General features: G+C 51.2%; 18 protein-coding genes. 14 read left to right on the top strand and 4 right to left on the bottom strand.

The genetic code is table 11. The features are described from left to right. Positions 1-15: 15 nt before the first annotated feature. Together uvrA and AWJ19_RS02335 are read left to right on the top strand one after the other, a co-directional pair. Positions 16-2,910 (top strand): excinuclease ABC subunit UvrA, encoded by a 2,895-nt coding sequence (gene uvrA, locus AWJ19_RS02340; RefSeq protein ID WP_068721202.1) that lies wholly within the window; start codon positions 16-18, stop codon positions 2,908-2,910. A gap of 107 nt (positions 2,911-3,017) precedes the next feature. Continuing rightward, the gene (locus AWJ19_RS02335; protein ID WP_082707659.1) at positions 3,018-4,325 is read left to right on the top strand and encodes an amidase; all 1,308 of its coding nucleotides are present in this window, start codon (positions 3,018-3,020) and stop codon (positions 4,323-4,325) included. A gap of 142 nt (positions 4,326-4,467) precedes the next feature. Here AWJ19_RS02335 and AWJ19_RS02330 read toward each other — a convergent pair whose 3' ends face one another. The 3 genes from AWJ19_RS02330 to AWJ19_RS02320 all read right to left on the bottom strand — a co-directional run bounded on the left by AWJ19_RS02330 (position 4,468) and on the right by AWJ19_RS02320 (position 6,358). After that, positions 4,468-4,689, bottom strand: coding sequence for a hypothetical protein (locus tag AWJ19_RS02330; protein WP_068721200.1), 222 nt, complete (start codon positions 4,687-4,689; stop codon positions 4,468-4,470). After that, positions 4,686-5,636, bottom strand: a complete 951-nt coding sequence (locus tag AWJ19_RS02325; protein WP_068721199.1) for a copper amine oxidase N-terminal domain-containing protein — start codon at positions 5,634-5,636, stop codon at positions 4,686-4,688. Before AWJ19_RS02325 ends, AWJ19_RS02330 begins: the two co-directional genes overlap by 4 nt. Positions 5,637-5,854: 218 nt before the next feature. Then, positions 5,855-6,358, bottom strand: a complete 504-nt coding sequence (locus tag AWJ19_RS02320; RefSeq protein WP_068721196.1) for a hypothetical protein — start codon at positions 6,356-6,358, stop codon at positions 5,855-5,857. A gap of 759 nt (positions 6,359-7,117) precedes the next feature. Between AWJ19_RS02320 and AWJ19_RS02310 the strand changes: the two genes are divergently transcribed. Continuing rightward, entirely contained in the window at positions 7,118-7,750 is a 633-nt protein-coding gene (locus AWJ19_RS02310) for a hypothetical protein (RefSeq protein WP_068721192.1), read from the top strand. A gap of 85 nt (positions 7,751-7,835) precedes the next feature. Here AWJ19_RS02310 and AWJ19_RS02305 read toward each other — a convergent pair whose 3' ends face one another. Further along, positions 7,836-9,104, bottom strand: coding sequence for a S8 family peptidase (locus tag AWJ19_RS02305; RefSeq protein ID WP_068721190.1), 1,269 nt, complete (start codon positions 9,102-9,104; stop codon positions 7,836-7,838). Positions 9,105-9,276: 172 nt separating this feature from the next. Here AWJ19_RS02305 and AWJ19_RS02300 point away from each other — a divergent pair, with 172 nt between their 5' ends. The 11 genes from AWJ19_RS02300 (at position 9,277) to AWJ19_RS02250 (ending at position 22,195) form a co-directional block, all read left to right on the top strand. Beyond that, positions 9,277-9,651: a hypothetical protein gene (locus AWJ19_RS02300; RefSeq protein WP_068721188.1), complete on the top strand. Its 375-nt coding sequence runs from the start codon at positions 9,277-9,279 to the stop codon at positions 9,649-9,651. A 329-nt stretch (positions 9,652-9,980) separates the two neighbouring features. Next, a complete protein-coding gene (locus tag AWJ19_RS02295) occupies positions 9,981-10,385 on the top strand; it encodes a hypothetical protein (protein ID WP_128083478.1) in 405 nt (134 codons plus the stop codon). Next, on the top strand, positions 10,348-11,775 hold the full coding sequence (locus tag AWJ19_RS02290) for an NAD(P)/FAD-dependent oxidoreductase (RefSeq protein WP_068721184.1): 1,428 nt from the start codon (positions 10,348-10,350) through the stop codon (positions 11,773-11,775). The genes AWJ19_RS02295 and AWJ19_RS02290 overlap by 38 nt, the downstream gene beginning before the upstream one ends. A gap of 116 nt (positions 11,776-11,891) precedes the next feature. Next, positions 11,892-12,893: a hypothetical protein gene (locus tag AWJ19_RS02285; RefSeq protein ID WP_068721182.1), complete on the top strand. Its 1,002-nt coding sequence runs from the start codon at positions 11,892-11,894 to the stop codon at positions 12,891-12,893. An 88-nt stretch (positions 12,894-12,981) separates the two neighbouring features. After that, complete coding sequence (locus AWJ19_RS02280) at positions 12,982-14,817, top strand: UbiD family decarboxylase (protein WP_068721180.1); 1,836 nt, start codon at positions 12,982-12,984, stop codon at positions 14,815-14,817. 157 nt (positions 14,818-14,974) lie between these two features. Then, complete coding sequence (locus tag AWJ19_RS02275) at positions 14,975-15,892, top strand: YafY family protein (protein ID WP_068721178.1); 918 nt, start codon at positions 14,975-14,977, stop codon at positions 15,890-15,892. 71 nt (positions 15,893-15,963) lie between these two features. Then, positions 15,964-16,533 carry a GNAT family N-acetyltransferase gene (locus AWJ19_RS02270; RefSeq protein WP_068721176.1) on the top strand — a complete coding sequence of 190 codons (570 nt, stop codon included), beginning with the start codon at positions 15,964-15,966 and terminating at the stop codon, positions 16,531-16,533. Between the two features lie 128 nt (positions 16,534-16,661). Further along, complete coding sequence (locus tag AWJ19_RS02265; RefSeq protein ID WP_241781568.1) at positions 16,662-16,925, top strand: hypothetical protein; 264 nt, start codon at positions 16,662-16,664, stop codon at positions 16,923-16,925. Positions 16,926-17,147: 222 nt separating this feature from the next. Then, complete coding sequence (locus AWJ19_RS02260; protein WP_068721172.1) at positions 17,148-20,537, top strand: PAS domain-containing protein; 3,390 nt, start codon at positions 17,148-17,150, stop codon at positions 20,535-20,537. Between the two features lie 23 nt (positions 20,538-20,560). After that, a complete protein-coding gene (locus AWJ19_RS02255) occupies positions 20,561-21,115 on the top strand; it encodes an Hpt domain-containing protein (RefSeq protein ID WP_068721170.1) in 555 nt (184 codons plus the stop codon). 3 nt (positions 21,116-21,118) lie between these two features. Continuing rightward, on the top strand, positions 21,119-22,195 hold the full coding sequence (locus AWJ19_RS02250) for a two-component system response regulator (RefSeq protein ID WP_068721168.1): 1,077 nt from the start codon (positions 21,119-21,121) through the stop codon (positions 22,193-22,195). Positions 22,196-22,709 lie beyond the last annotated feature (514 nt).

The raw sequence follows: 22,709 nt of genomic DNA, 5'->3' as shown, positions 1-22,709 counted from the left end.
GGGGAGAACGAGAAAATGTCCATTAGAACGAGTATTGAAATCTCCGGGGCGAAGCAGAACAACCTCAAGAATGTGTCGGTCGAAATTCCGCGCGATAAGCTGACTGTCATTACAGGCGTCTCCGGCTCCGGCAAGTCCTCGCTGGCGTTTGATGTGATCTATGGGGAGGGGCAGCGGCGGTTTCTCGATTCCATCTCCAATTTTGCCAAAAGCCGGATCAGCCAGCTCAAAAAAGCCAAGGTCGATTACGTGCGCGGCCTGTCCCCGGTCATTGCAATTGAGCAGAAAAAAGGCAATAATAACCCGCGCTCCACGGTAGGAACGGTTACGGATACCAACGATTATCTTCGCTTGCTGTTCGCCACAGCGGGTACGGGACACTGTCCGGAATGCAGCAAGCCGCTGCGCCAGCTGTCCGCCGCCCAGATTGCCGAGCATATTACCAGTCTGCCGGAAGGGACAGTCATTGAGCTTCGGGCTCCGGTATACAAAATTTACGGTGAAGATTACAGCTACACCTTCCAGCAGCTGCGCGAAAAGGGCTTCAAGCATCTGCTGATCGACGGGGAGGCGGTATCGCTGGTGGATGAGCTGGAGACGGATGAGAGCAAGTCCCATGTAATCGAGATTGTAATTGACCGGATTACGCTGCGCCATGACACTTATATCCAGCTCACCAAGTCGATTGAAGCAGCCATATTGGCACTGGATGAGGATATTATGATCAAGGTGGAGGTGATTGGCGGGGCGCCGCAGGACTTCTATCAGCATTTTGCCTGCCCGGAGCATCACTTTTTCCTGTGCGATATGCAGCCGTTCCATTTTTCTTTTAACACGCCGGCGAGTGCCTGCCATACCTGTCTCGGGGTGGGGATGTCCTATGTGGTGGAGCCGCATTTCCTGGTGGTCGCCCCGGAGAAGAGCATCAACAAAGGCGCGCTCAAGAATACGGTATTCAATACCTCAGGCAAGGATAGCTACCGTACGGTGTTGATGTACAGCCTGTCGCAGAAATACAATTTCAGTCTGGATACCCCGTTTCATGAGCTGCCAAAAGAAATTCACGAGCTGCTCTTCTACGGAACCAGAGGCGAGCTTGTGCCGATGCTGCAGCCGCCGTTTTCCCAGAAGAAAAACTGGCTGACCGGCCGGGACCGGGCTTTTGGCGGTTTTGTCCATGAAATGGAGAGCTGGTACAAGCATTATATCCGCAAATCCTCCACAACAGAGGCGTTTGAGCCGAGTTTCATTAAAGACTGCATGATTGAAAAAATCTGCCCGGAATGCAGCGGCGCCCGGCTGAAGAAGCAGCGGCTGCAGGTAACGGTCGGCGGCAAAAATATCGATCAGCTCAGCCGGATGCAGCTGCAGGAGCTGCTGGCTTTTCTGGAGGCGCTCACCTTTGAGCCGGAGGTTCGCGATGTGGCGGAGACGATCGTCCGCGAGCTGCATACGCGCATCAGCCTGCTGATCGAAATCGGCCTGCATTACATTAATCTCGGCAGACGCAGTGACAGTATCTCTGGGGGTGAGATGCAGCGGATCAAAATGTCCACCCAGATCAGCAGCGAGCTGATGGGCATGCTCTACATTATGGATGAGCCGAGCATCGGGCTGCATCCCCGCGATTCCGGCAGAGTCATTGAGACGATGAAAAAGCTGCGTGATCTCGGCAACACAGTAATTGTAGTTGAGCATGATCTGGAAACGATCGGCTGTGCTGATCATATCATCGAGATTGGTCCGGGTCCGGGGATTCACGGCGGTAATGTTGTCGCGAGCGGAACGCTGGAGGATATAAAGGAGGCTGAGGAATCGGTCACGGGCGGCTATCTGTCCGGCAGAACGGTTATTCCTGTACCTGAGCGGCGGCGCAATCTGGGGGACTTCTTTCTCTCTGTTCAAGGCGCAAGGGAGAACAATCTGAAGGATGTTGATCTCGATATTCCGCTGAATGTATTCATCTGCATCACGGGCGTGTCCGGTTCGGGCAAAAGCTCGCTGATCAACGAAATCCTGACCAAGCAGCTCAAAATCGACAAGACGGGTGCGCGGATCGTCGCCGGCAAGCATGACTATGTGTTCGGCGCAGACCTGGTGAACCATGTCATCAACATCGACCAGTCGCCGATCGGCCGCAACAGCAAATCGAACCCGGCCACCTACATCGGGCTGTACGATAAAATCCGCGACCTGTTCGCCTCGCAGCCGGAGGCCGTGGAGCGCGGCTATCAGTCGATCGACTTCAGCCTGACCCATGCGAACGGGACCCGCTGTGAGCACTGTGCAGGAGACGGGATCATCGTCACCAGCCTGCAGTTCATGGCCGACATCGAAACGATCTGCCCGGTGTGCAAGGGCAACCGCTTTTCGGAGGAAGGGCTGGAGATCAAGATCCGGGATAAATCCATCTCAGATGTGCTGGATATGACGGTGGAGGAAGCTGCTGATTTTTTTGCAGACCACAAGTACCTGAAGCATAAGCTGGGTATTATGAACGAGCTCGGACTGGGCTATCTGACACTCGGCCAGAGCTCGACAACCCTTTCCGGCGGGGAGGCGCAGCGGGTCAAGCTGTCGAATGAGCTGGCGAAGATCAAGCGGGGTGCACACAATCTGTACATTCTCGACGAGCCGACCACCGGCCTGCATCTGGCCGACATCCAGAAGCTGCTGCTGGCGCTGAACAAGCTGGTGGACGGCGGGCATTCCGTCATTGTGATCGAGCATCATCTGGACGTGATAAAGTCCGCCGATTACATCATCGACATGGGGCCGGAAGGCGGCAACGGCGGCGGCTTTGTGGTTGCGGAGGGGACACCGGAGCAGGTTGCGAAGGTGGAGGCATCGCATACCGGGCGGTATTTGCGGAGTGTGGTGGGTAGTGAGCCGGCGCACCCGGCAGGGTAAGCCTGGAGTTGCGGAAAAAGGAAGGAAACTTCTTCAAAAAAATGTAACTTATAAAGGCGGGCTGCGTATGTCAGGAGAATGTCCAAACTGATCCTGGAGATGATGATATGCAGCTCGTCCGCAATTCTCTTAATGATCTGATACATAACACCGAGGAAGCCGGGAGTTCGCTCAGGAAGTCGATTGACAGCTATCTGACAAGATTCCGGGAGCTGGAGCCGCAGATTCATGCCTTTGTGCCCGAATCCCGGCTGGAGCAGCGATTGAAGCTGGAACAGGAGCACCTGCTGGCTTCTCTCGCTGGCACCGCCGGTAAACCGGCCCTTTGGGGAATTCCGGTCGGGATCAAGGACTTAATCCATGTTAAGGATCTGCCGACGCAAGCCGGGTCCCGGCTGCCTGCTGAGGCACTTGCCGGCGTGGAAGCGTCCATAGTCACCCGGCTGCGTGAACTCGGAGCGGTTATTGCCGGTAAGACGGTAACTGAGGAGTTTGCCTATCATGGGCCGATCGCTACCCTAAATCCCCATAATCCTGAGCATACTCCTGGAGGGTCCAGTGCTGGTTCGGCTGCTGCGGTTGCTGCAGGCCTATGTCCGCTGGCGGTGGGAACACAGACTCTGCGCTCTGTTCTCGCCCCGGCTTCTTTTTGCGGAGTGGTAGGGTTTAAGCCGAGCTATAACAGAGTTCCTCTGGACGGGGTGATTAAGCTGTCCCCCTCATTTGACACGATCGGCTTGTTCGCTCAGGATTTATCCGGTATGGAGACGGCAGCCGAGCTGCTCATACCGGAATGGAATGCCCGGAAGGTGAGTCGTAAGCCTGTGCTTGGCATCCCGCGCGGGGTATATATGGAACTGATGAGTGATGAGGTAAAAGCGGTGTTTACAGCGCAGATTCAATCTCTGGAGCAGCTTGGCTATCATGTGAAGCATGTTCAGATGCCCTGGGAGGACGAGTTGATCTACGGGAATGTGATGCTGCGGTTTATACAGGGAGAAATGGCCCGGGAGCACGCGGAGCGTTTTGGCGCGTATGAACAATATTACGGTGCTAGTGTAAGGGAAGCTATTCTTAGCGGTGCGGCTGTTCCGGAGGAGGAACTGGCTGATTGCCGGGAGCTGCAGCTGGATTTAAGAGCACGGCTGAAGAACCTTTTGGAGCAAGCGGGGATTGATCTGTGGGTATCACCGGCGCAGGGCGGAACCGCACCCAAGCTGGAGGCTAACAATACCGGCTGGCCTGGTATGACTGCAGTCTGGACCTTTGCCGGGTGCCCGGCTATCAGCATTCCAGCGGCCAATATAGGCGGACTTCCGCTTGGCTTTCAATGCGTCGGCAGCTACGGGGAAGATGAATGGCTGCTGGCCTGGGCACGGCAGGTGGCACTGGATCTTTGTCCGGATAAAATCTGATCAGGATTATACCGCAGAACACGTGAAACAGATTTATAAGCATAATAAACCAGCCGCCGAACACGAGAGTGTTCAGCGGCTGGTTTGATTTCAGCTGCACTTAACTGTTCAGTTTCTGCTATGCACACTCCGGATGTTTTTATTATTTCGATACCGGCAGGGTATATACGAACTGTTTTTCCTTCCGCTCAAGCCCAAGATTGTAAGCCCGTATAGTTAGCTCATTGCCGCTGCGGCCTTCAAACCGCAGATCATCACCGGGGAACATGGAGTCCCACTGGTCCAATATCCATTTGCGGTCGGCTGCAGGTAATTGCTCATATAACAGGGTCTGGGTGCCGGTGGAACGGTCAACAGCAGTCAAAAGGGCGGTATCGCCGGCCGGATCAGGGCAACATCGGAATAAAAAGCCTCCACATTGTAATATACGTCCCGCGTTACGCTGGTCCCCATCAATTTCGGCAAGTCGACGGTTTCTTTGACGGCACCGGTACCGTCTTCGATCAGGCGCAGAGTCTGCCCGTCGTTCATCAGCAGCCTGCCCTCGGACCAGAGAGCCGGTTTATCAAAGGTAGTATGAAAGTCGGTATGTGCCTGGCGCATAAGTGCCCCGTTTTTGAGCAGATAGGTATAGTACTCCGCATAGAGATGAGGTTCCCCGTAGGAGTTTCTAACCTGCAGCACCGTCAATCCGCCGGGTGTATCCTCGAAGGTGAAGTCCACAAGGTCCAGACCCCTGCCCAGATGGGCGAGCTTACGCTTGGCCTCTTTCCCGGATGAAAGGTAGAGGTCCCCGCTATCAAGCGAAACAGAGTAACGTGTGCCCTTGTAAGTCTCCGTATAGCCCCGGTACATATGGAGGCCGTTGGCCAGCAGGCTGCGGGTTTTGGCATCCCAGCGGACCGTACCGCCCTCCAGCGCTTTAACCAGGAACTTGGCGGGCAGATACAGCTCGTCCTGGACAAGAAAAGGGGTGCCGCCGATGTTCACACTGACGTTATCCAGTACGCCGCTTGTACTGCCAAGCCTTACGGCAAAGCTTTTTTCCCAGCCGCTGAATGAAGCGCGTGTGCGGGACTTATCCCATGTCGTTTCGATACCGAGGCTGTTAACGATGTTAGCCGGCAGATAGGATACACCGTTCTTAATCAAGGCTGTGCCTACGGAGCTTCCTGATATACCGCTGTCACTGCTATAAGTCACATAATATTTCACTTCTTCGGTGCCTGATTTGGCTGATGCCGGAGCCGATATTGTGCCTGATAGGAGCATAAGTCCGGCAGCGGACAGGAGCAGCAGTTTTCTGATCATACAGTTACCTTCCTTTCGGGAATAATAGGGTTAGGCAGAAGTTATATACGATTTAAAAGATTAGACGAGCAGTGAAGGAGAAAGTTTCCTTTATCTGAAAAGTACTGGATAATTTTGTGTAAGAAGTACTAGGAGGTTGTATGAGAATTAGGACGTATTAAATCCTTATATTAAAAAAATAAAAGCCGATAGGTTGTAAAAACCAATCGGCTACGACTTTAAAGATTAACAGCCTTTACTTTACGGGCTTGTTTTGAATGTAATTTTTTCATTACAAATCTTGCAATGGGCTGTGCAATTACCAATTCAATCCAAAAGGCTACACCAAAGTTCCTAAACCAACTGTAAAAAAAGTGCTGAAAAGGCTCAAGGCTTATTTGTTTCGTACCAACCCAAGTTCCGATAATGGTAAGAAGAATAGATAAGACTGTAACATTTAATAAAGTATTTAATAATATTCTGGCATTAAATCCATCTGTTTGTCCTACGAACTTTGGCATTACTCTACCCACTAATGGTCCAGCAACAAAACTTACTAATAAAATGACGATAATCCACATAATCGGAATAACCTTTAGGGTTTCTAAGTAATTTTTCATACTAAACCCGAATTGAAGCCCCGTGATAATTGGAGCAATAGTGTTGACTGAAATAATAGAAATAATCAACATGAATATTAAGCTTTCTTTTGGACTTTGAGGCAGTCTGTTTTCCCTATACATATTTTTATACCCTCCGAAAATTATTATTTCAGATGGCAGACGTATCATGCGACATATATTTTTGGTAACAACTATACCAATATCTCTACACACTGATTTTTTAATTTTAACTCGATTTTAAATGAATTCAAGTCTTGAAAAGATTGAATATATGTGAGCAAAATTCGATTGTATTGTCTAGCTCTATTCATTTGAAGTATGGGTAAATATTAATTCTCTCATTTGATTTAATACGCTAGGCGAGCCTTCTTGTGGGTGCATAATAATTGTTACTAGCACAGTTATTAAAATGACTGTAATCCAATACAAGTTTTTATATACTCTTGGCTTAATTTTTCGAGTAATCAGTATAGTGATTAACAAAATAACAATATTAAGAAATACGGTTATCGGAACACTCAAAATTCTTCCAAGACCAGTATACGGAAAGTATTCGATTAAGAAAAATATGGTTAGTATGCTCGGGATCATGGCTAGCAGAATAGTTTTTATTATCTTTTCCATGTTGATCTCCTAATTTAGTTTTCTTTATTCTCACATTATGTTTTAACACTGGGGTTAGATATTCGTGGAATGTATCAAAGTATCCTGCACAGTTTAATTCCCTGGACAGAGTATTATTTTGGTTTTGACAGAACTGTCCATTTGATGTTGCGCAGTTCGATGATATTGTGTAATAAAAGAAATCGTGCTTATCAAGCTGACGGGAAACATTAATAAAAAGAGGCAGCTGATCAAAAGATGAAAGGGTGAGGATTCATGGAAGTAAAGGTGTTAGAGCGTTTACCAGATCCAATAATCCTGAAAAAGCTGATGAAAATCCAGGCATCCCTAAATATGATTCTTTGTCAGGATGAATGGCTTCGTTACCATAGCTTTGTTAAAGATTGGGATAAGGATGTCTGTATGGCAAAAATAGATAATGGAGCAGGGGATCATCTCATTATTCTATTTTCCCGTGAAGGCTGCATAATAAAAGGCTTTGATCATGAATCTGGATTAAGTCCTCATGCGCAAGATGAACATAAAGTATGGCAAGGGATTTATGATGACGTTCCAAAGGAATTATTATCTTTACTTGAAGATGATGCAATTGAAAAAGACGATGTGACTTTCTGTATTTGGCGCAAGAACAGTGATAGTAGCTGGCACAAGGGAAAAGTTGAGATTCCGGAAGGTGAAAGCGACGGTTCTGACTTTTTATTGAGCTGTATATTCTCTAGCCCAGAGGATTTTGCAGAATTTGCAAAAGATTATTTTGAGTTATCACCATCATTAGAGGTGGTTGCAAAAATTTACGATGATTACCCCATCACGGAAGAGATGATCAATCTCTTAAATCCCAACTGTGATGTAAAGGAAGTTCTTCATGAACTAAATGATTTAATCTAAGAGGAATTATGTATATAAAAAGAAAACTTAAGGCACGGGCATCAGCCCGTGCCTTTAATTCTTCCTGCGGTTGTATCCCGCAGATTCATCCTTTCCGCTTCTTCCCGCAATCCAGAAAGCGCATATTCACCTCGCCGCAGCCGGCAGTATTCGGTTTCAGCTTCAGCGGGAAGGCGTTACGCTTCAGAGCTGCTTTAACCTGCCTTGGGGTCAGGCAAGGGCGGAGCTGCAGCAGCTGGGCCGCCGCACCTGAAACAATCGGCGTAGAGACAGAGGTGCCCGACAGCTTGATGTAGTCTTTCCCTACCCTCAGCCCCGCCTGCTGGCGGGCCAGTCTGGAGCCGGGGGCCAGGAGGGAGATGATCATTTCTCCGGGTGCCACAATATCGGGCTTTACTTTGCCTCCCGGCGCAGGTCCGCGGCTGGAATAGGGCGTGATCCGGTCGTCTGCCTGGGTAATGGTGCGCCGGTCATTCACGGCGCCGACTGTAACCGCAGAAGGGCTGATTCCGGGAGAATCCACTGTCCGAGCTGCGGGACCGCTGTTGCCGGCCGAGATGACTACCGTTAATCCGGCTTTGACCGCCTTTTCCGCTGCCTGGACAAGGAGGTCTTCTTCGGCCGTGGCTGCTGCGGGTCCGCCGAAAGACATGGAGAGAATGCGCAGCCGGAGCCGTTTCCGGTTGGCAATACACCATTCGATCCCTTTAATGATGGTAGAGTCGTAGCCTTCGCCGTATTGATCGAGCACTTTCACTCCTACGATGCCTGCTTCAGGAGCAGGCCCTCTGTATTTGCCCTTGCTAGACCAGCCGTTACCTGCAGCGTCCCCGCTGATATGTGTGCCGTGTCCGTTGTCATCATACGGCTTCTTCCGGTGATTTATAAAGTCCTTAAAGGCGACAATGCGGTTGACCGGCCGGGTCAGATCAGGATGAGGGTACACCCCTGTATCAATAACCGCGATATTGATCCCTTTTCCGGTAAGACCCCGTCTCTGCTGAAGAACGGTTGAACCGATGGAAGGGGTAGCAATGTTAAGGGAAGCCTTTTTGACTCCGTCCAGATAGACTTTACCTACTTCCCCGCAGCTGCAGATCCGCTCCAAGCATTTCACGGAAACATGTGAGGATACGGCATTCAGCAGATGGAGCCTGTGCTTTACCGGGAAGGAATGCATACCCAAATACTTTTGCAGAGCCTGTATCCGGGCAGGGGTCAGCTTGTGCCTGAATTGCACAATTACGGGAACCCCCGCAGATTTCCTGGCTGAACCTTTTGAATTACGGAGCTTGTGCTGTAACGCTCTGTTGATTTTGGCGGCATAATGCCGTATCCACGTTGATTCACTCATCTCTGTCGCTTCACCTCTCCAATAGCACATTCTATGCAGAGAACAGCCCAGCGGACACCAATCTATGAAACGGAGACGATACCACATTTTTACGAGAGTAGGTCATTATTCCTTTCAGGCAGCTCTTAAATTGCATTTAATACACTATCTTAAAAGAAAGTGGTGAAGCAAAGTGAGAGAAGCTGAGAAAAAAGCATTATTGGCAAAAAAAGCATTACTGGCGAAGAAGGCACTGATGGCCCGCAAAACAAATGCAAAGAAGGTTGTGAAAAGAAAACGGAGAATCAAACAAACCTTTAGCCGCTTCGTCGTTCTGGCAACAAGCACGGGCAATGTCAATAAGGATACCACCGGCTGGACAGCCTCACTGACTAGCGGAGCAGTCACAACAACTACGGATTTCGACGATTTTGGTGTAGCCCAGTTTCCGACCATTTCTACTCTTACAACAGTGTCCTATGTGCTGCGGATAAGAGATGAAGCTGGTAACCTTCTGACAACCAAAAGTGTTTCCGCTAACCGCGAATTCTTTGTAGCCCGTTTCTAATAGTCTTATAGTCTTAAGTAGAATTGACACACCTCTATCCCCTATAAACATCCTGAATAGGATATTATAGGGGATATGTTATGTTTCTACTAAATGAAAGCTAACGATAGGAGGCGAACGTCATGTGGAAATGGATTCTGGACTATCGCCTACTGGAATGAAGCCCGGATCGGCGGGGTTGTTCCATGAAACGGAGACTGGCATTTTACCTGTCATGAAGGATGTATACCGTCATTGCGATAGCGGGCACTGGTATTCTGCTCAAAAGCGAAGGCTGGTTCATTACACTGTTGATACTACAGAGCTTGAACCTTATGAGGCTGGTCTATGTGGTGAACCTGCTGGTGCAGCCGGTGATTACGAAGTGGGAGGGCTTTGCAGAGGCTAAGCTTTACTCTCTCGGGGAGGACACTGCTTTTGCGGATTTTGATCCAGGGACAGCGGAGTGTCTGGAAGGGACAAGCATGTTTTTTGATGAGGATACTTTACAAAGAATGATGGACGAGGTTAACCGGGCGCTGAAATTTGGTTGGAATGTACAATCACACCGCTGTTTTTTAGCTATAATGACAATTAACCTGACATATATATTTAAAAGCCAGCCTACAGCAGATATAATATGGCAACAAAGAAGCGCATGGGAACGGCCTGTTCACAGGAGGTTCCTGAAGATCGCGGCGAAAGGTCTGAGGGATGATGAGCCTGGAAGCTTTAAACGAACGAGTGAAAACTGATCTTTCCTATCTGGCCTACGGCGGAGCGGACTGGGTACGTCCGCTGGAGCATCCCGAAGGTCATGTATATGATGTTGTCATTGTCGGCGGCGGGCAGAGCGGACTCGGAGCGGCTTTTGGGCTGCTGCGGGAGCGGATCTCCAATATTCTGGTGATTGACGAGAACAAGGAGGGGCTTGAAGGGCCTTGGGAGACATATGCCCGGATGGTTACGCTGCGAACCCCCAAGCATCTGACTTCTATTGATCTGGGAATTCCTTCGCTGACCTTCCGGTCCTGGTGGGAGGCTCAGACCGGTCCCGGGGGCTGGGAAGCGGTCGATAAAATTCCGCGCGGCGACTGGATGAATTATCTGCGCTGGTACCGCAGCGTGCTCAGCTTGCCGGTCATTAATGAAGTAACCCTGAAGCTGATTGAGCCGGGCGGGAACGGTATTCACCGACTGCATATCGCCGGAGCGGGAGCGCCGTCTGAGGTGCTTCTGGCCCGTAAGGTTGTGCTGGCCACAGGCATCCAGGGCGGAGGCGAGTGGCATGTGCCCGAGATGATTGCGGCTAGCCTGCCGGAGCGCCTGTATGCCCATACGTCGCAAGCCATTGATTTTGCCGCCCTGGCCGGACGGAAGATCGCCGTTCTCGGCGGAGGCGCATCGGCCTTCGACAATGCTAATTATGTGCTGTCGGAGGGTGCTGCCGAAGCTCATGTGTTTGTACGCCGCGAGCAGCTGCCCAGCATCAATCCGATCCGCCAGATGGAGCAGTCGGGAATGATCGAACGGTTCCATACCCTGGCGGATGCGGACAAATACGGGGTCATCTCGCATTTCTTCAAATACAATCAGCCGCCGACGAACGATACCTTTGCCCGTGCAGCGGCCTGGCCGGGCTTCCGTCTCCATCTCGGCTCGCCTTGGCTGAAGGTGGAAGCGGCAGGCGATCAGGCGCGGGTAACTACACCCAAGGGGGAGTTTACGTTTGATTTTCTGATCGTCAGCACAGGGCTGCTCAGCGATCCCGCGCTGCGCCCGGAGCTGCAGCTGATTGAACGCCACATCGCGCGCTGGTGCGACCGTTATCAGGCTCCGCCGGAAACGGCCAACGCACTGCTCGATGCACATCCTTACCTCAGTCCCGGCTTCGCGCTGCAGAGCCGCGACAAGGCGGGGGAAGAGCTGCTGCACGGATTGTTTGTCTTCAATTATTCCGCTCTGGCCAGCAACGGCTTGTCGGCCTCGGCGATTTCCGGAATGAGGAACGCAATTCCGAAGCTGGTTGCCGGTGTGGCGGATCAGCTGTTCACGGATGACCGCGAGGCGGTGCTGCAAGCTTTTTACGAATATGATGTGACAGAGTTTACGGGGGAGTGGCAGCCTGCCGGAATGAAATCATAAGCTTTTATATAAAGGAATGTCCTTTCGCTATTCTTATAGCTGGGGCATTCCTTTTTTGTATGTTATATTGAAAAGGAAAAATATTGAAAATTATTAATATTAAAAGGGGAACGGATATGAAGTGGATCAAGTTTGTTTTTGCGATAATGGTATTATTCAATTCAATCTGGATAACAGGCAGTGCTGCTGCAGCGGCAACATCGGGATCATCCGTGGTTAACAATTACTATGGGGGTTCGGCATTCGCTCCGGCTGACCGCTACCCTGAAATGATAGACTATCCTTACGTTACCGAGAAGGGGACGTATACAATGGTTTATTGGATAAGTGATAACACGGACGGCAGCCACTCCCTGAATTTAAGTACCTCCAAGAACAATAAATGGCTGTATAAAGCCAAAATGGTTTTCCGCTTTGACGAGAACTTCACCAATATTGCATACAGTCATAATTATGTTTTTTATAAGGATGGAGGAAGTGTAAGTGCGCTGGTAATCAATATGGAGGATGGCGCTATTTCCAAACAGCTCAAGCTTGCGCCCGGCGGTCCAAAGGAGTCACGCGAGCATTATGTATTCAAAACGGTGGAGACGAAGGACCGCGGCGGCATACTTTACGGCGAGTCTAATGGAGATACATACCAGATATTCCTGGAGAATGAATTATCGCAGCCCCTCACGATCACGGATCCGGATCATGCCATCTCTTTAGAAGTGTCCAGAGAGCCTTCGGTGGTGCTTGCTTCCGCCAGAGACCGGATTATTTTTACGGGCAGCTCCAGGACGTCTGTTTTCAGCATTAAGGAGCAAAGGCTTGTTCAGCTTCATTCTGCCGGGGATTCGGATGGTTCAGGATATTTTGGCGAGTCGGGTGACGTTAAATTCTATATTGACGGGAGATTTTATGTATGGAGCGCCGGAGCAAACAAATATGAATATTTCAAGATCTATGATGAGAATTTCAAATACATCCGCACGCAAAGATTTAAGCTGGATAAGCCCAGATATATGTTCAGCTATAACATTACAATGAGTAAGTCCACCTTGCATGTCTGGGACATCAATTACGGAGAATTGAATACGCTGAAGCTGGAATCCTTTGTTTTGGACGGAAAATAATCGGCACAACCCGCAAACGTTGACCTCGGCTCCCGGCTCATTGATAATAAAGAGGTTCATATTTCTTCTGCAGATTGGAGTAAGACCAATGACATACCGCAATTTGGAAGAATGCATTAATGACCTGGAAAAGCATGGGCATCTTGTACGGATTACCGAGGAAGTCGATCCTCATCTGGAGATGGCAGCCATTCATATGAAGGTGTATGAGGCCGGCGGGCCAGCGTTATTATTTGAAAAGGTAAAAGGCTCCAAATACCGCGCCGTGTCCAACCTGTTCGGGACGATCGAGCGCAGCAAGTTTATTTTCCGGGATACCTGGGAATCTTCCCAGGATGTTATCGCCCTGCGGGATGATCCGGTGAAGGCGCTGAAGGCACCGTTTAAATATGTCGGCACGGGGCTTGCCGCCCGCAAGGCGCTGCCGCTCAAGCTGCCCGGCGGACTGCCGCCTAGCTTCGAGGAGATTCAGATCTCCGATCTGCCGCAGATCAAGCACTGGCAGGGGGACGGCGGCGCTTTTGTAACGCTGCCGCAGGTCTATTCGGAAGACCCGGACAAGCCGGGGATTATGAATTCCAATCTCGGGATGTACCGGATTCAGCTCAGCGGCAACGATTATGAGATTAACAAAGAAGTTGGGGTCCATTACCAGATCCACCGCGGCATTGGTATCCACCAGAGCCATGCAGTCAAGCGCGGCGAGCCGCTAAAGGTCAGCTGCTTCATCGGCGGACCTCCCGCTCATACGCTCTCGGCCGTTATGCCGCTGCCGGAGGGCCTCAGCGAGATGACCTTTGCCGGGCTGATCGGCGGACGCCATTTCCGCTACAGCTATGTTGACGGGTTCTGTGTCAGCGCGGATGCGGATTTTGTGATTACCGGCGAGATCCATCCGGGTGAGACGAAGCCGGAAGGCCCGTTCGGCGACCACCTGGGCTATTACAGCCTGACTCACCCGTTTCCGGTAATGAAGGTGCATAAGGTCTATGCCAAAAAAGGGGCCATCTTCCCCTTCACCGTAGTCGGACGACCGCCGCAGGAGGATACTGCTTTCGGCGAGCTGATCCATGAGCTGACCGGCAGCGCGATCAAGAATGAGGTGCCGGGTGTAAAAGAAGTCCATGCCGTCGATGCGGCGGGTGTGCATCCGCTGCTGTTCGCGATCGGCAGCGAGCGTTACACGCCGTACCAGCAGCTGAAGCAGCCGGCCGAGCTGCTGACGATTGCCAACCGGGTGCTGGGCACCGGCCAGCTCAGCCTGGCCAAGTATCTGTTCATTACCGCCGAGGAAGACCGTCCGGTCAGTACGCATGATATCCCTGATTTCCTGACGTACATTCTGGAGCGGATCGATCTGCGGCGGGATATTCATTTTCAGACGAATACGACGATTGATACGCTGGATTACTCGGGAACGGGAATCAACACGGGGAGTAAGGTTGTTTTTGCCGCAGTAGGCGATGTAAAAAGAACGCTGTGCACAGAGGTGCCGGAGGTTCTGGCTTCTTTGGAAGGCTTCGGTGAAGCCAAGCTGGTATTGCCGGGCATAGTGGCACTTCAGGGACCTGCGTTCACAACCTATGAGGATACAGAGCAGGAAATGAGCCGCTTGAGTGCAGCTATTGAAGCACAGGGGCCGCTATCGGAGTGCCCGATGATCATCCTGTGTGATGACAGCAGGTTCATGAGCGAAGAGCTGAACAACTTCCTGTGGGCCACCTTTACGCGCAGCAACCCTTCGCATGATATTCACGGTGTGAACAGCAGAATCGTACACAAGCACTGGGCCTGCGACAATGTAATTATTGATGCCCGCGTGAAGCCGCACCAGGCGCCGCCGCTCATTCCCGATCCGGATGTGGAGCGCAATATTGAACGGGTGTTTGCACAGGGCGGAAGCCTCAGCGGCATCCGCAAATAATTTATAAGAGATGTTCCGTCAGCCGGGTAATGGCTAGGCGGGCATCTCTTTTTCTTTTCCATAGCAGAATCTCACCGCCTTCATATGTTCATTTGAAGAAAGCCATGCGCTCATTTATACTGGGTAGGAAAAATATGGATGAGGAGCTTCGCGGAAAATGAAAGTGAACAGGCTGCTGGGCATAGTGGTATACCTGCTTAACAGGGATGTGGTCAGCGCACGTGCTTTGGCCGAGAAATTTGAAGTGTCTCCGCGCACGATTCAGCGTGATATGGACTCGATTGGCGAGGCGGGCATCCCGGTTGGTTCTATTCAGGGTAAAAGCGGTGGTTACTACATTCTGGACAGCTTCAAAATGAACAGACAGCTGCTCCAGTCAGAGGATTACATGTACATATTGGCTGCCTTAAAAGGGCTGGTCTCCGGATATAACAGCAGGCGGGCAGAGGAAACGGTGGAAAAAATGATATCCCTGTCCCCGGCGGGGATTCCCACTGAACAGCCGTTCCGGCTGCAGCTGGATACGCTGCGCGAGGGCAGTGGAACCTTACGCTCTATCGAAGTAATAGAAGCGGCGATCCGCGGCTGGACTACGGTGCAGTTTCAATACACGGATGCACAGCAGTCTGTCTCCAGCCGTTATGTGGAGCCTTTGCTCTTGTCATACAGATGGTATGCCTGGTATCTGTTTGCCTATTGCTGCGAACGTGAGGATTACCGGCTGTTTCGTCTGTCGCGGATCAGGGAGATCCGGAATACCGGTCAGGCCATTATGCATAGTCATGGGAATGCGGAGCAGCTGCTTGCTGCCCATCAGGATGTGCGGCCTTATATTGACATCAAGCTTGCCTGTCCTGCCGGCAGGAGAGTTCAGCTGGAAGAGGCTTTTCCAAATGCAAGGGTAGTTGAAGAACGCTGCGGTGAACTGATCCTGCAATTCAGTGTGCCTGAGACGGAGACCGGCTGGTTCGGGGTCCTCTTGCTGAACGCCGGCTGCTGTACAGTGCTGGAACCAGAGACGCTGCGCCAGCGGCTGCAGAGCCACGCCCGGATGATTTTGCAGCAATATGCATAAATGACGACAGGCTGTTGTCCGGTTTACCTGCTTATAATGAAAAAAATACATTTCATTAAGGAGGATTTTCCATGAATACCCGAATTACAGACCCTTATACCAGTTGCCCCGTATTTGAAACCGGAAGCTTCAGCCTGAGGTTAGTCCGGATGGACGATGCTGCGGATTTGCTCAGATGCTACAGTGATCCTGAATCGATCCCGCTGTTTAACAGCGACAACTGCCTTTACGGGTTCAGCATGAACAAGCTTGAGGAAATGGAGAGTTGTATTGAAGCCTGGCTGGCAGAATTCCGGGCACGGGGGTTTATACGGTTCAGTATTGTTGAACAAACGTCTGAGCGGGTAATCGGAACTGTTGAATTTTTTACCAGGAAGCTTGGACAGGGAGATGAACAGGGTGAGGCCGGCATTCTGAGACTGGATCTGGCCTCTGAGTATGAGCAGGCTGATGTGTTGTCTGAAATGCTAGAACTGGTTGAGCAGCGGTTTCCGGAGCATTTTACATTTGACGGTCTGTTAACCAAGGCGGTTCCGCAGGCGGTGCAGCGGGTTGAAGTGCTTCAGAGGCTGGGCTACAACAAGCTGGAGAGAAGCAGAGAGCTGCCGTACGGGGACTATTACATAAAGAGGATGCCGTAGAGAGAACTTATCCCAGCATCTCCATAGGGAGCTCATCAAATCTACCTAATCACTCTACTAACAGGTATTAATCATTCAGAGATGGAGACAATGGCATCTAAGAACTGTTTTTCAGGGGGATGCCATTCATGAATGACGAAGAGGTTTACAGGCTGCATTTACAACTGCTCAATGTATACGAAAAAAGCATACGGCCTTCCGGGGCCAACCAGCGGCAGATTGATCATTATAAGCAGCAGCTGTTCATGTATGCAGAGGACAATGTCCAGCGGATTTTTGTGTTAAACCAGCTATTAAAGCTGCATGAAGATTCCCGGGAATATCTTGTCAAGGATTGTGCAGACCGCTACTTTTCAAGAGACCATTATGAGGATACGGAATCAAGCGTGTAGCTGTATCAGCAGGATTATTCTTTTTCCCGGCCAGTAAGGTGTTAACAGCCCGTCCAAACTCCCAGGTGGAGCCTTGGCCGGGCTAATTTTTTTGCAGAAGAATGTCGAAAAAAGGAGTATGAATAAGATAGCATTAAGAGTAGAATGAAACAACACTATCAGGAACGGGCAGCAGGGCTAGAGTAAAGAAATATTATAGATTTTAAGGGTGGTTGGCGGTGGATGGACAAAGGCAGGACGTACAGGTTATGGGCGGCTCTCGCGCTGTACATATTGGCCTGTATCTGGGTGGAGATCCAATACAGCAAAATACTGTGGATGATGATTATAGTAGGCGGGCCGATTCTGGTCTGCAGTGCTTATTGGAAAAGAGGAGACGGCGACAAGTCTGAGTTAAGCAGATCACGGAACTGGATTCAGCTTGCTTTTCTGCTGTGGTCAGCAGGCAACCTCTTCGTGGCTGTATTTCCCGGAGGCATGGAGATCAGATTCGGGGAGGAGCCGTATAGCGTACTGCTGGCGGTGATGGTTCATATTCCGGCTAGAGTCGCGATTCTGTTCGGCATTTATCAAATATACAGGAGGCTGAAAAAGCGGATCAGCAGGCTGCAGGTTCTGTGGGATCAGATTACAACTGCAGAGTGTATTGTCGGCAGTGTATGGTTTATCTTTTTTCAGGATGAGACGTTTCACTGGATGCCGGGCGGCCTGCAGTCGTTCGCCGTATCCTTTTTTCTGCTCGTACCGCTGCTGGTGCTGGCCGGGCTTATCCTGATCTGGATCTATATGGACAGCAGCCAGCGTACATACGGTTTTATTCTGCTGATTTCGGGCATTGCCCTGGTCGGGACACTTGATCTGATCCAGGCGCTGCACGGCGGAATGATCTCAAGTCCATACATAGACAGCCTGTACAGGCTCTCTATCGCAGCTATTACAGCCAGCGGCATTATGGGGACGCTGCAGGTGGGCAGCACACGACCGGCAGCAAAGCCGGAGAATACTCCGCGAACGCTGAAGGGCGGAGCCCTCTTTTTAATCTACCCTGTAATCATTGTGCTGCTGAAAGGCTTCTCAGTTTACGTATTTCTGTATTTTACTATCATCATTATGGCCTATTTCATTGTAAGACTGTATGCCAAACAGACCAGCGCCGCCAGAAAAATGCTGGAAACGGAAAGGGAATACAACGAGAAGCTGCGCCTTTATCTGAATGTTATTGAGCAGGCGCCGATGTCCATTCTGATTACCGATAAAGACAGGCGTATCGAATACATCAACCCTTATTTTACCGAGGTAACCGGATATTCCAAAGAAGAAGTTCTCGGCAAGACACCATCCCTCCTGAAGACAGACAAGACCAGGCGTGAGACCTATAACCAATTAAATGACATGCTGGAGACAAGGGGGAGATGGCACGGAGAGTTTGTTAACCGTAAAAAGAACGGCGAGGAATACACCGAAGCCGTGCTCGTATCCTCCATCAGAAATGAAAGCGGCGAGGTTACGCATTACGTCGGCATCAAAGAGGATATTTCCGAATACAAACGGATGAAAAAAGAGCTGTCAGACCAGCTGTACTTCACCTCACAGTTAATTGATACGCTGCCGCATCCGCTGTTTTATATTGATGACCGGCATTGCTTTCTCGGCTGTAACGCCGCTTATGAGCAGGCTTTTCAGGTGTCGCGCAGTAGGCTGGCCGGGATTCCGATGAGCATGCTGCCGCATTTGCCGGAGGACGGGTACCGCAATCTCAGCGAGATGATGACTGAAGTGGCAGCGACCGGCAGATCCTCGAACCGGCAGATTGTCAGAACCTTTGCTTCAGGGGAGGATCATCATATCCTGTATTCCCTGTCTGCTTTCCGCTTGTCCGATTATTCAGTCGGCGGGTATCTGGGGATTATGACGGACATCAGCGATCTGAAGCATAAGGAAAAACAGATTATGGATAACCGCAATTTCCTCGATGCCATTATCAGCCATATGCCGGTCATGATAACGGTGAAGGATGCGCAGCACCTGAAGATTTTTAAGGCTAACCAGGCCAGTGCGGATTTCCTGGGCGTAGCTCCTGAGCAGCTGGTGGGTCTGGATTTGCGGACGGTGTTCCCTGAGGAGATTGCACGCAAGCTGATGGATGCGGATAAAAGAGTACTCGCCACCGGGCAGACCTTCAGCGAGATTGAGATTATTCCGGACGACGGTGAGCACTGTAACCTTAGATATGTGCAGACCACCAAGCTCCCGATTATGGATGCTGAGGGACAGCCGCTGTATTTGCTTAGCGTCTCCGAAGATATTACCGAAGCTAAACGGAAAGAAGCAGAGCTGAAATATGCACTGAATCTGGCAGAGGAAGCGACAGCAGCCAAGTCACAGTTTCTGGCCAACATGAGCCATGAGATCCGTACACCGATGAATGCGATTATCGGAATGGCCTATCTGGCCCTAAAGACCGGCCTAAACCCTGTGCAGCAGGATTATATCTCCAAAATCCACAATGCCGGTACTTCGCTGCTGGGCATTATCAATGAAATTCTTGATTTTTCAAAGGTGGAGTCAGGCAAGCTGGAGCTGGAGAACACGGAATTTATACTCCTGGAGGTTATCTCCGGGGCGCTGGATTTGTCCAGTCAGACGGCTGAGGAAAAGGGGCTGCAGCTGCTGTGTGAAATTCCGCCCGATGTGCCTGCAAGGCTCAGGGGTGACCCGCTCCGTCTGGGGCAGATTATTAGCAATCTGCTGAGCAACGCGATTAAATTCACAGAGGAGGGTGAAATTTCCATTGCAGCTGAGCTGAACAGCCGGATTGACAGCAGGGTCAAGCTGCAGATCAGCGTGCGCGATACCGGCATCGGCATGAGCAAAGAGACGGAGAGCAAGGTGTTTCAGGCCTTTACCCAGGCCGACAGCTCGACTACGCGGAGGTTTGGCGGAACGGGGCTGGGACTGGCCATCAGCCGCAAGCTTGTTGAAATTATGGGCGGCAGCCTGTGGGTGGACAGTGTGGAAGGACAGGGCAGCACCTTTTCTTTTACCGCCTGGTTTGATCTGGCGCAGGATGCGGATACCCCGGTTCTGCAGTTATCAGAAGCAGCTTCCCCCGTCCGGGAAAAGGATTACAGGCTGGCGGGGACCCGGGTGCTGGTAGCCGAAGACAATGAGATTAACCGGCAGATTGCCGCTGAACTGCTTAGAAGCCAGGGCATGCAGCCGGATCTCGCGGTGAACGGGGCTGAAGCGGTGAGGATGATCGAAGCAATGCCTGCAGACCGGCCTTACGGCATCGTACTGATGGATCTGCAAATGCCGGAGATGGACGGCTTCGGAGCGGCAGCCAGAATCCGTAAGCTGTATCCGGAGCTGCCGGTTATCGCCATGACAGCCCGGACGATGCAGGAGGAGCGGGAACGCAGCTTTGCTGCAGGCATGAACGGCCATGTCGCCAAGCCGGTTGATCCGGATATCCTGTTCACCACGATCGGCAGATGGGTTACGGACAGGACGGCCAGGCCGGCTGCCGGGAGTGAAGTAAAGGCGGCTGCCCTGATGCCGATGCGATATCAATCCTGCGGCTTAGTGGAATCGATACGGCCGGAGGTCTGAACCGGGTTGGGCAGAACCGGACATTGTACATCAGCCTGCTGCTGAAATATGCGGACAGCCAGTGTGAAGCGGTTCAGAATCTGCGTAAGGCGCTCCTTCAAGAGGAGGCTGCAGCAGCGGAAAGGCTTGCCCATAACCTTAGGGGAGTATCGGGCAACCTCGGGGTTACCGGGGTAGAGAAGCTGGCCGGTACCTTGGGTAAAATGATTACCCGGGCAGCAGAGCCGGAGGTGCTGGAAGAGCTGCTGCACAGACTGGAATCGGCGGTGCAGGACATTTCTGAGAAAATCGGCGGGGAACTGGGCAGCAATCTTCGTTCTGAAGTGCAGGCGAAGGAGACAGGACAGCAGCTGAACCCGCCTGTGCAGCTGCTTGAGCGGCTGCTCGAGCTCCTGGCAGATGATGACAGTGAAGCCGTTCATTATTATGCCGATATAAGGGGTAAGGTGGCTCATCTGATCCAACCGGCAGATATGAAGCGGCTGGAGCGCAGTCTTGACCGGTTTGAATACGAGGAGGCTATGGAAATCACCAGGCAGGCTATCCTCGAAAGTCATTATGAACAGAGGTTGATGTAAACAATGCTGGATTTAAGACCTGTTATATTAGTCGTTGACGACACGCCTGACAATATTGCGCTGCTCAGCGGGCTGTTAAAGGAAAGCTACAAGGTGAAGGTGGCTACAAACGGCGAAAAGGCACTGCATATTGCCAAGGCTGCTCCACCCGACCTGATTTTGCTGGATGTTATGATGCCGGGTATGGACGGTTACGAAACCTGCCGCAGGCTGATGCAGGATGATGTGCTGAGGGAGATCCCGGTGATTTTTCTGACAGCTAAAGAAGAGGTGGAGGACGAGAACAAGGGCTTCGATTCCGGTGCAGTCGATTATATTACCAAGCCGATCAGTGCGCCGATCCTCCTGTCGCGTGTGAAGACACATCTGACACTGAAGCGCTCCAAGGATTTTCTTGCTGACAAAAACCAGTATCTCGAAGCAGAGATTTCCCGGCGGATCCAGGAAATATCGCTGATTCAGGAGGTCTCGGTTATGGCGATGGCGGCGCTGGCTGAAATGCGTGATCCGGAGACAGGCAATCATATTCAGAGAACCAAGCTGTATATCAAGGAGCTGGCAACCCGTCTGGGCCGGACGGAAAAATATGCGGACGTCCTCACCCCCGAGCATATCGGCCTGATTGTTACCTCGGCTCCGCTGCATGACATCGGCAAGGTGGGTATCCCTGACCATATTCTTCTTAAGCCAGGCAAGCTGACGGACGAAGAATTTGAAGTGATGAAGACGCACACGACCCAGGGCCGGGATGCCGTCCTGCGTGCCGAGCGGCTGATGAACAGCACCGAAACCTTTTTGCGGTTCGCGAAGGAGATCGTCTATTCCCATCATGAAAAATGGGACGGAACCGGTTATCCGCAGGGGCTGGCCGGTGAAGGGATTCCTTTGTCCGCAAGGCTGATGGCGGTTGCCGATGTGTACGACGCTCTGACCAGCAAGCGTGTATATAAAGAGGCGATGAGTCATGAGCAGGCAGTCGGCATTATTGTTTCGGACGCCGGCCGGCATTTCGATCCCGATATTGTGGAGATCTTTGTGAAATGCTGCCATAAATTTCAGGAGATTTCTGAACAGTATTAAACTGTTGGCGGGCCTCCGGCGTTTATATTTGTACTGGCGAATAAGGCCTATTTGCAGTCGGTTGCCGTAGAGTCATAAACAGGTATAGCAATACTTTGCAGTGGTTCTAAATAGAGCCCGCCTAACCTCCTGCTACAGGAGGCTGGGCGGGCTTTGTTAATTTACATACAGCAGGCAGGTGGCGTGCTGTTGGCTGGAGATGGGGGAGATAGAGGGAGAAATCCCATTAAAGTGTCCGGTGAGCGTGCTGCCGGGTGGGAATAGCAGGAGAAATCGTATTAAAGTGTTTGGAAAGCGCGCTGCCGGGTGGGGATAGAGGGAGAAGTCCTATTAAAGAGACTAGTTACCGGCAATCAAGGGCAAAAAGGCCTCTGATTCCGGCAGAAACGTGCCGGATGGCGGAATGAGAGGCAAAAATGCCTCTGATTTGGCCGAAAACGTGCCGGAAGGCGAAAAGAGAGGCAAAAATGCCTCTAATTCCGGCGGGAACGTGCCGGAAGGCGGAATGAGAGGG

The organism is Paenibacillus sp. DMB5 (assembly GCF_001517085.1).
GTDB lineage: Bacteria > Bacillota > Bacilli > Paenibacillales > Paenibacillaceae > Paenibacillus_AQ.
Note: the sequence above shows the minus strand (reverse complement) of the source record. Positions and strands in the feature narration are given on the sequence as shown.

Coding starts and splice junctions, on each gene's coding strand:
- uvrA (WP_068721202.1), top strand. CDS start 16: ATGTCCATTAGAACGAGTATTGAAATCTCCGGGGCGAAGCAGAACAAC.
- AWJ19_RS02335 (WP_082707659.1), top strand. CDS start 3,018: ATGCAGCTCGTCCGCAATTCTCTTAATGATCTGATACATAACACCGAG.
- AWJ19_RS02325 (WP_068721199.1), bottom strand. CDS start 5,636: ATGATCAGAAAACTGCTGCTCCTGTCCGCTGCCGGACTTATGCTCCTA.
- AWJ19_RS02320 (WP_068721196.1), bottom strand. CDS start 6,358: ATGTATAGGGAAAACAGACTGCCTCAAAGTCCAAAAGAAAGCTTAATA.
- AWJ19_RS02310 (WP_068721192.1), top strand. CDS start 7,118: ATGGAAGTAAAGGTGTTAGAGCGTTTACCAGATCCAATAATCCTGAAA.
- AWJ19_RS02305 (WP_068721190.1), bottom strand. CDS start 9,104: ATGAGTGAATCAACGTGGATACGGCATTATGCCGCCAAAATCAACAGA.
- AWJ19_RS02290 (WP_068721184.1), top strand. CDS start 10,348: ATGAGCCTGGAAGCTTTAAACGAACGAGTGAAAACTGATCTTTCCTAT.
- AWJ19_RS02285 (WP_068721182.1), top strand. CDS start 11,892: ATGAAGTGGATCAAGTTTGTTTTTGCGATAATGGTATTATTCAATTCA.
- AWJ19_RS02280 (WP_068721180.1), top strand. CDS start 12,982: ATGACATACCGCAATTTGGAAGAATGCATTAATGACCTGGAAAAGCAT.
- AWJ19_RS02275 (WP_068721178.1), top strand. CDS start 14,975: ATGAAAGTGAACAGGCTGCTGGGCATAGTGGTATACCTGCTTAACAGG.
- AWJ19_RS02270 (WP_068721176.1), top strand. CDS start 15,964: ATGAATACCCGAATTACAGACCCTTATACCAGTTGCCCCGTATTTGAA.
- AWJ19_RS02265 (WP_241781568.1), top strand. CDS start 16,662: ATGAATGACGAAGAGGTTTACAGGCTGCATTTACAACTGCTCAATGTA.
- AWJ19_RS02260 (WP_068721172.1), top strand. CDS start 17,148: ATGGACAAAGGCAGGACGTACAGGTTATGGGCGGCTCTCGCGCTGTAC.
- AWJ19_RS02250 (WP_068721168.1), top strand. CDS start 21,119: ATGCTGGATTTAAGACCTGTTATATTAGTCGTTGACGACACGCCTGAC.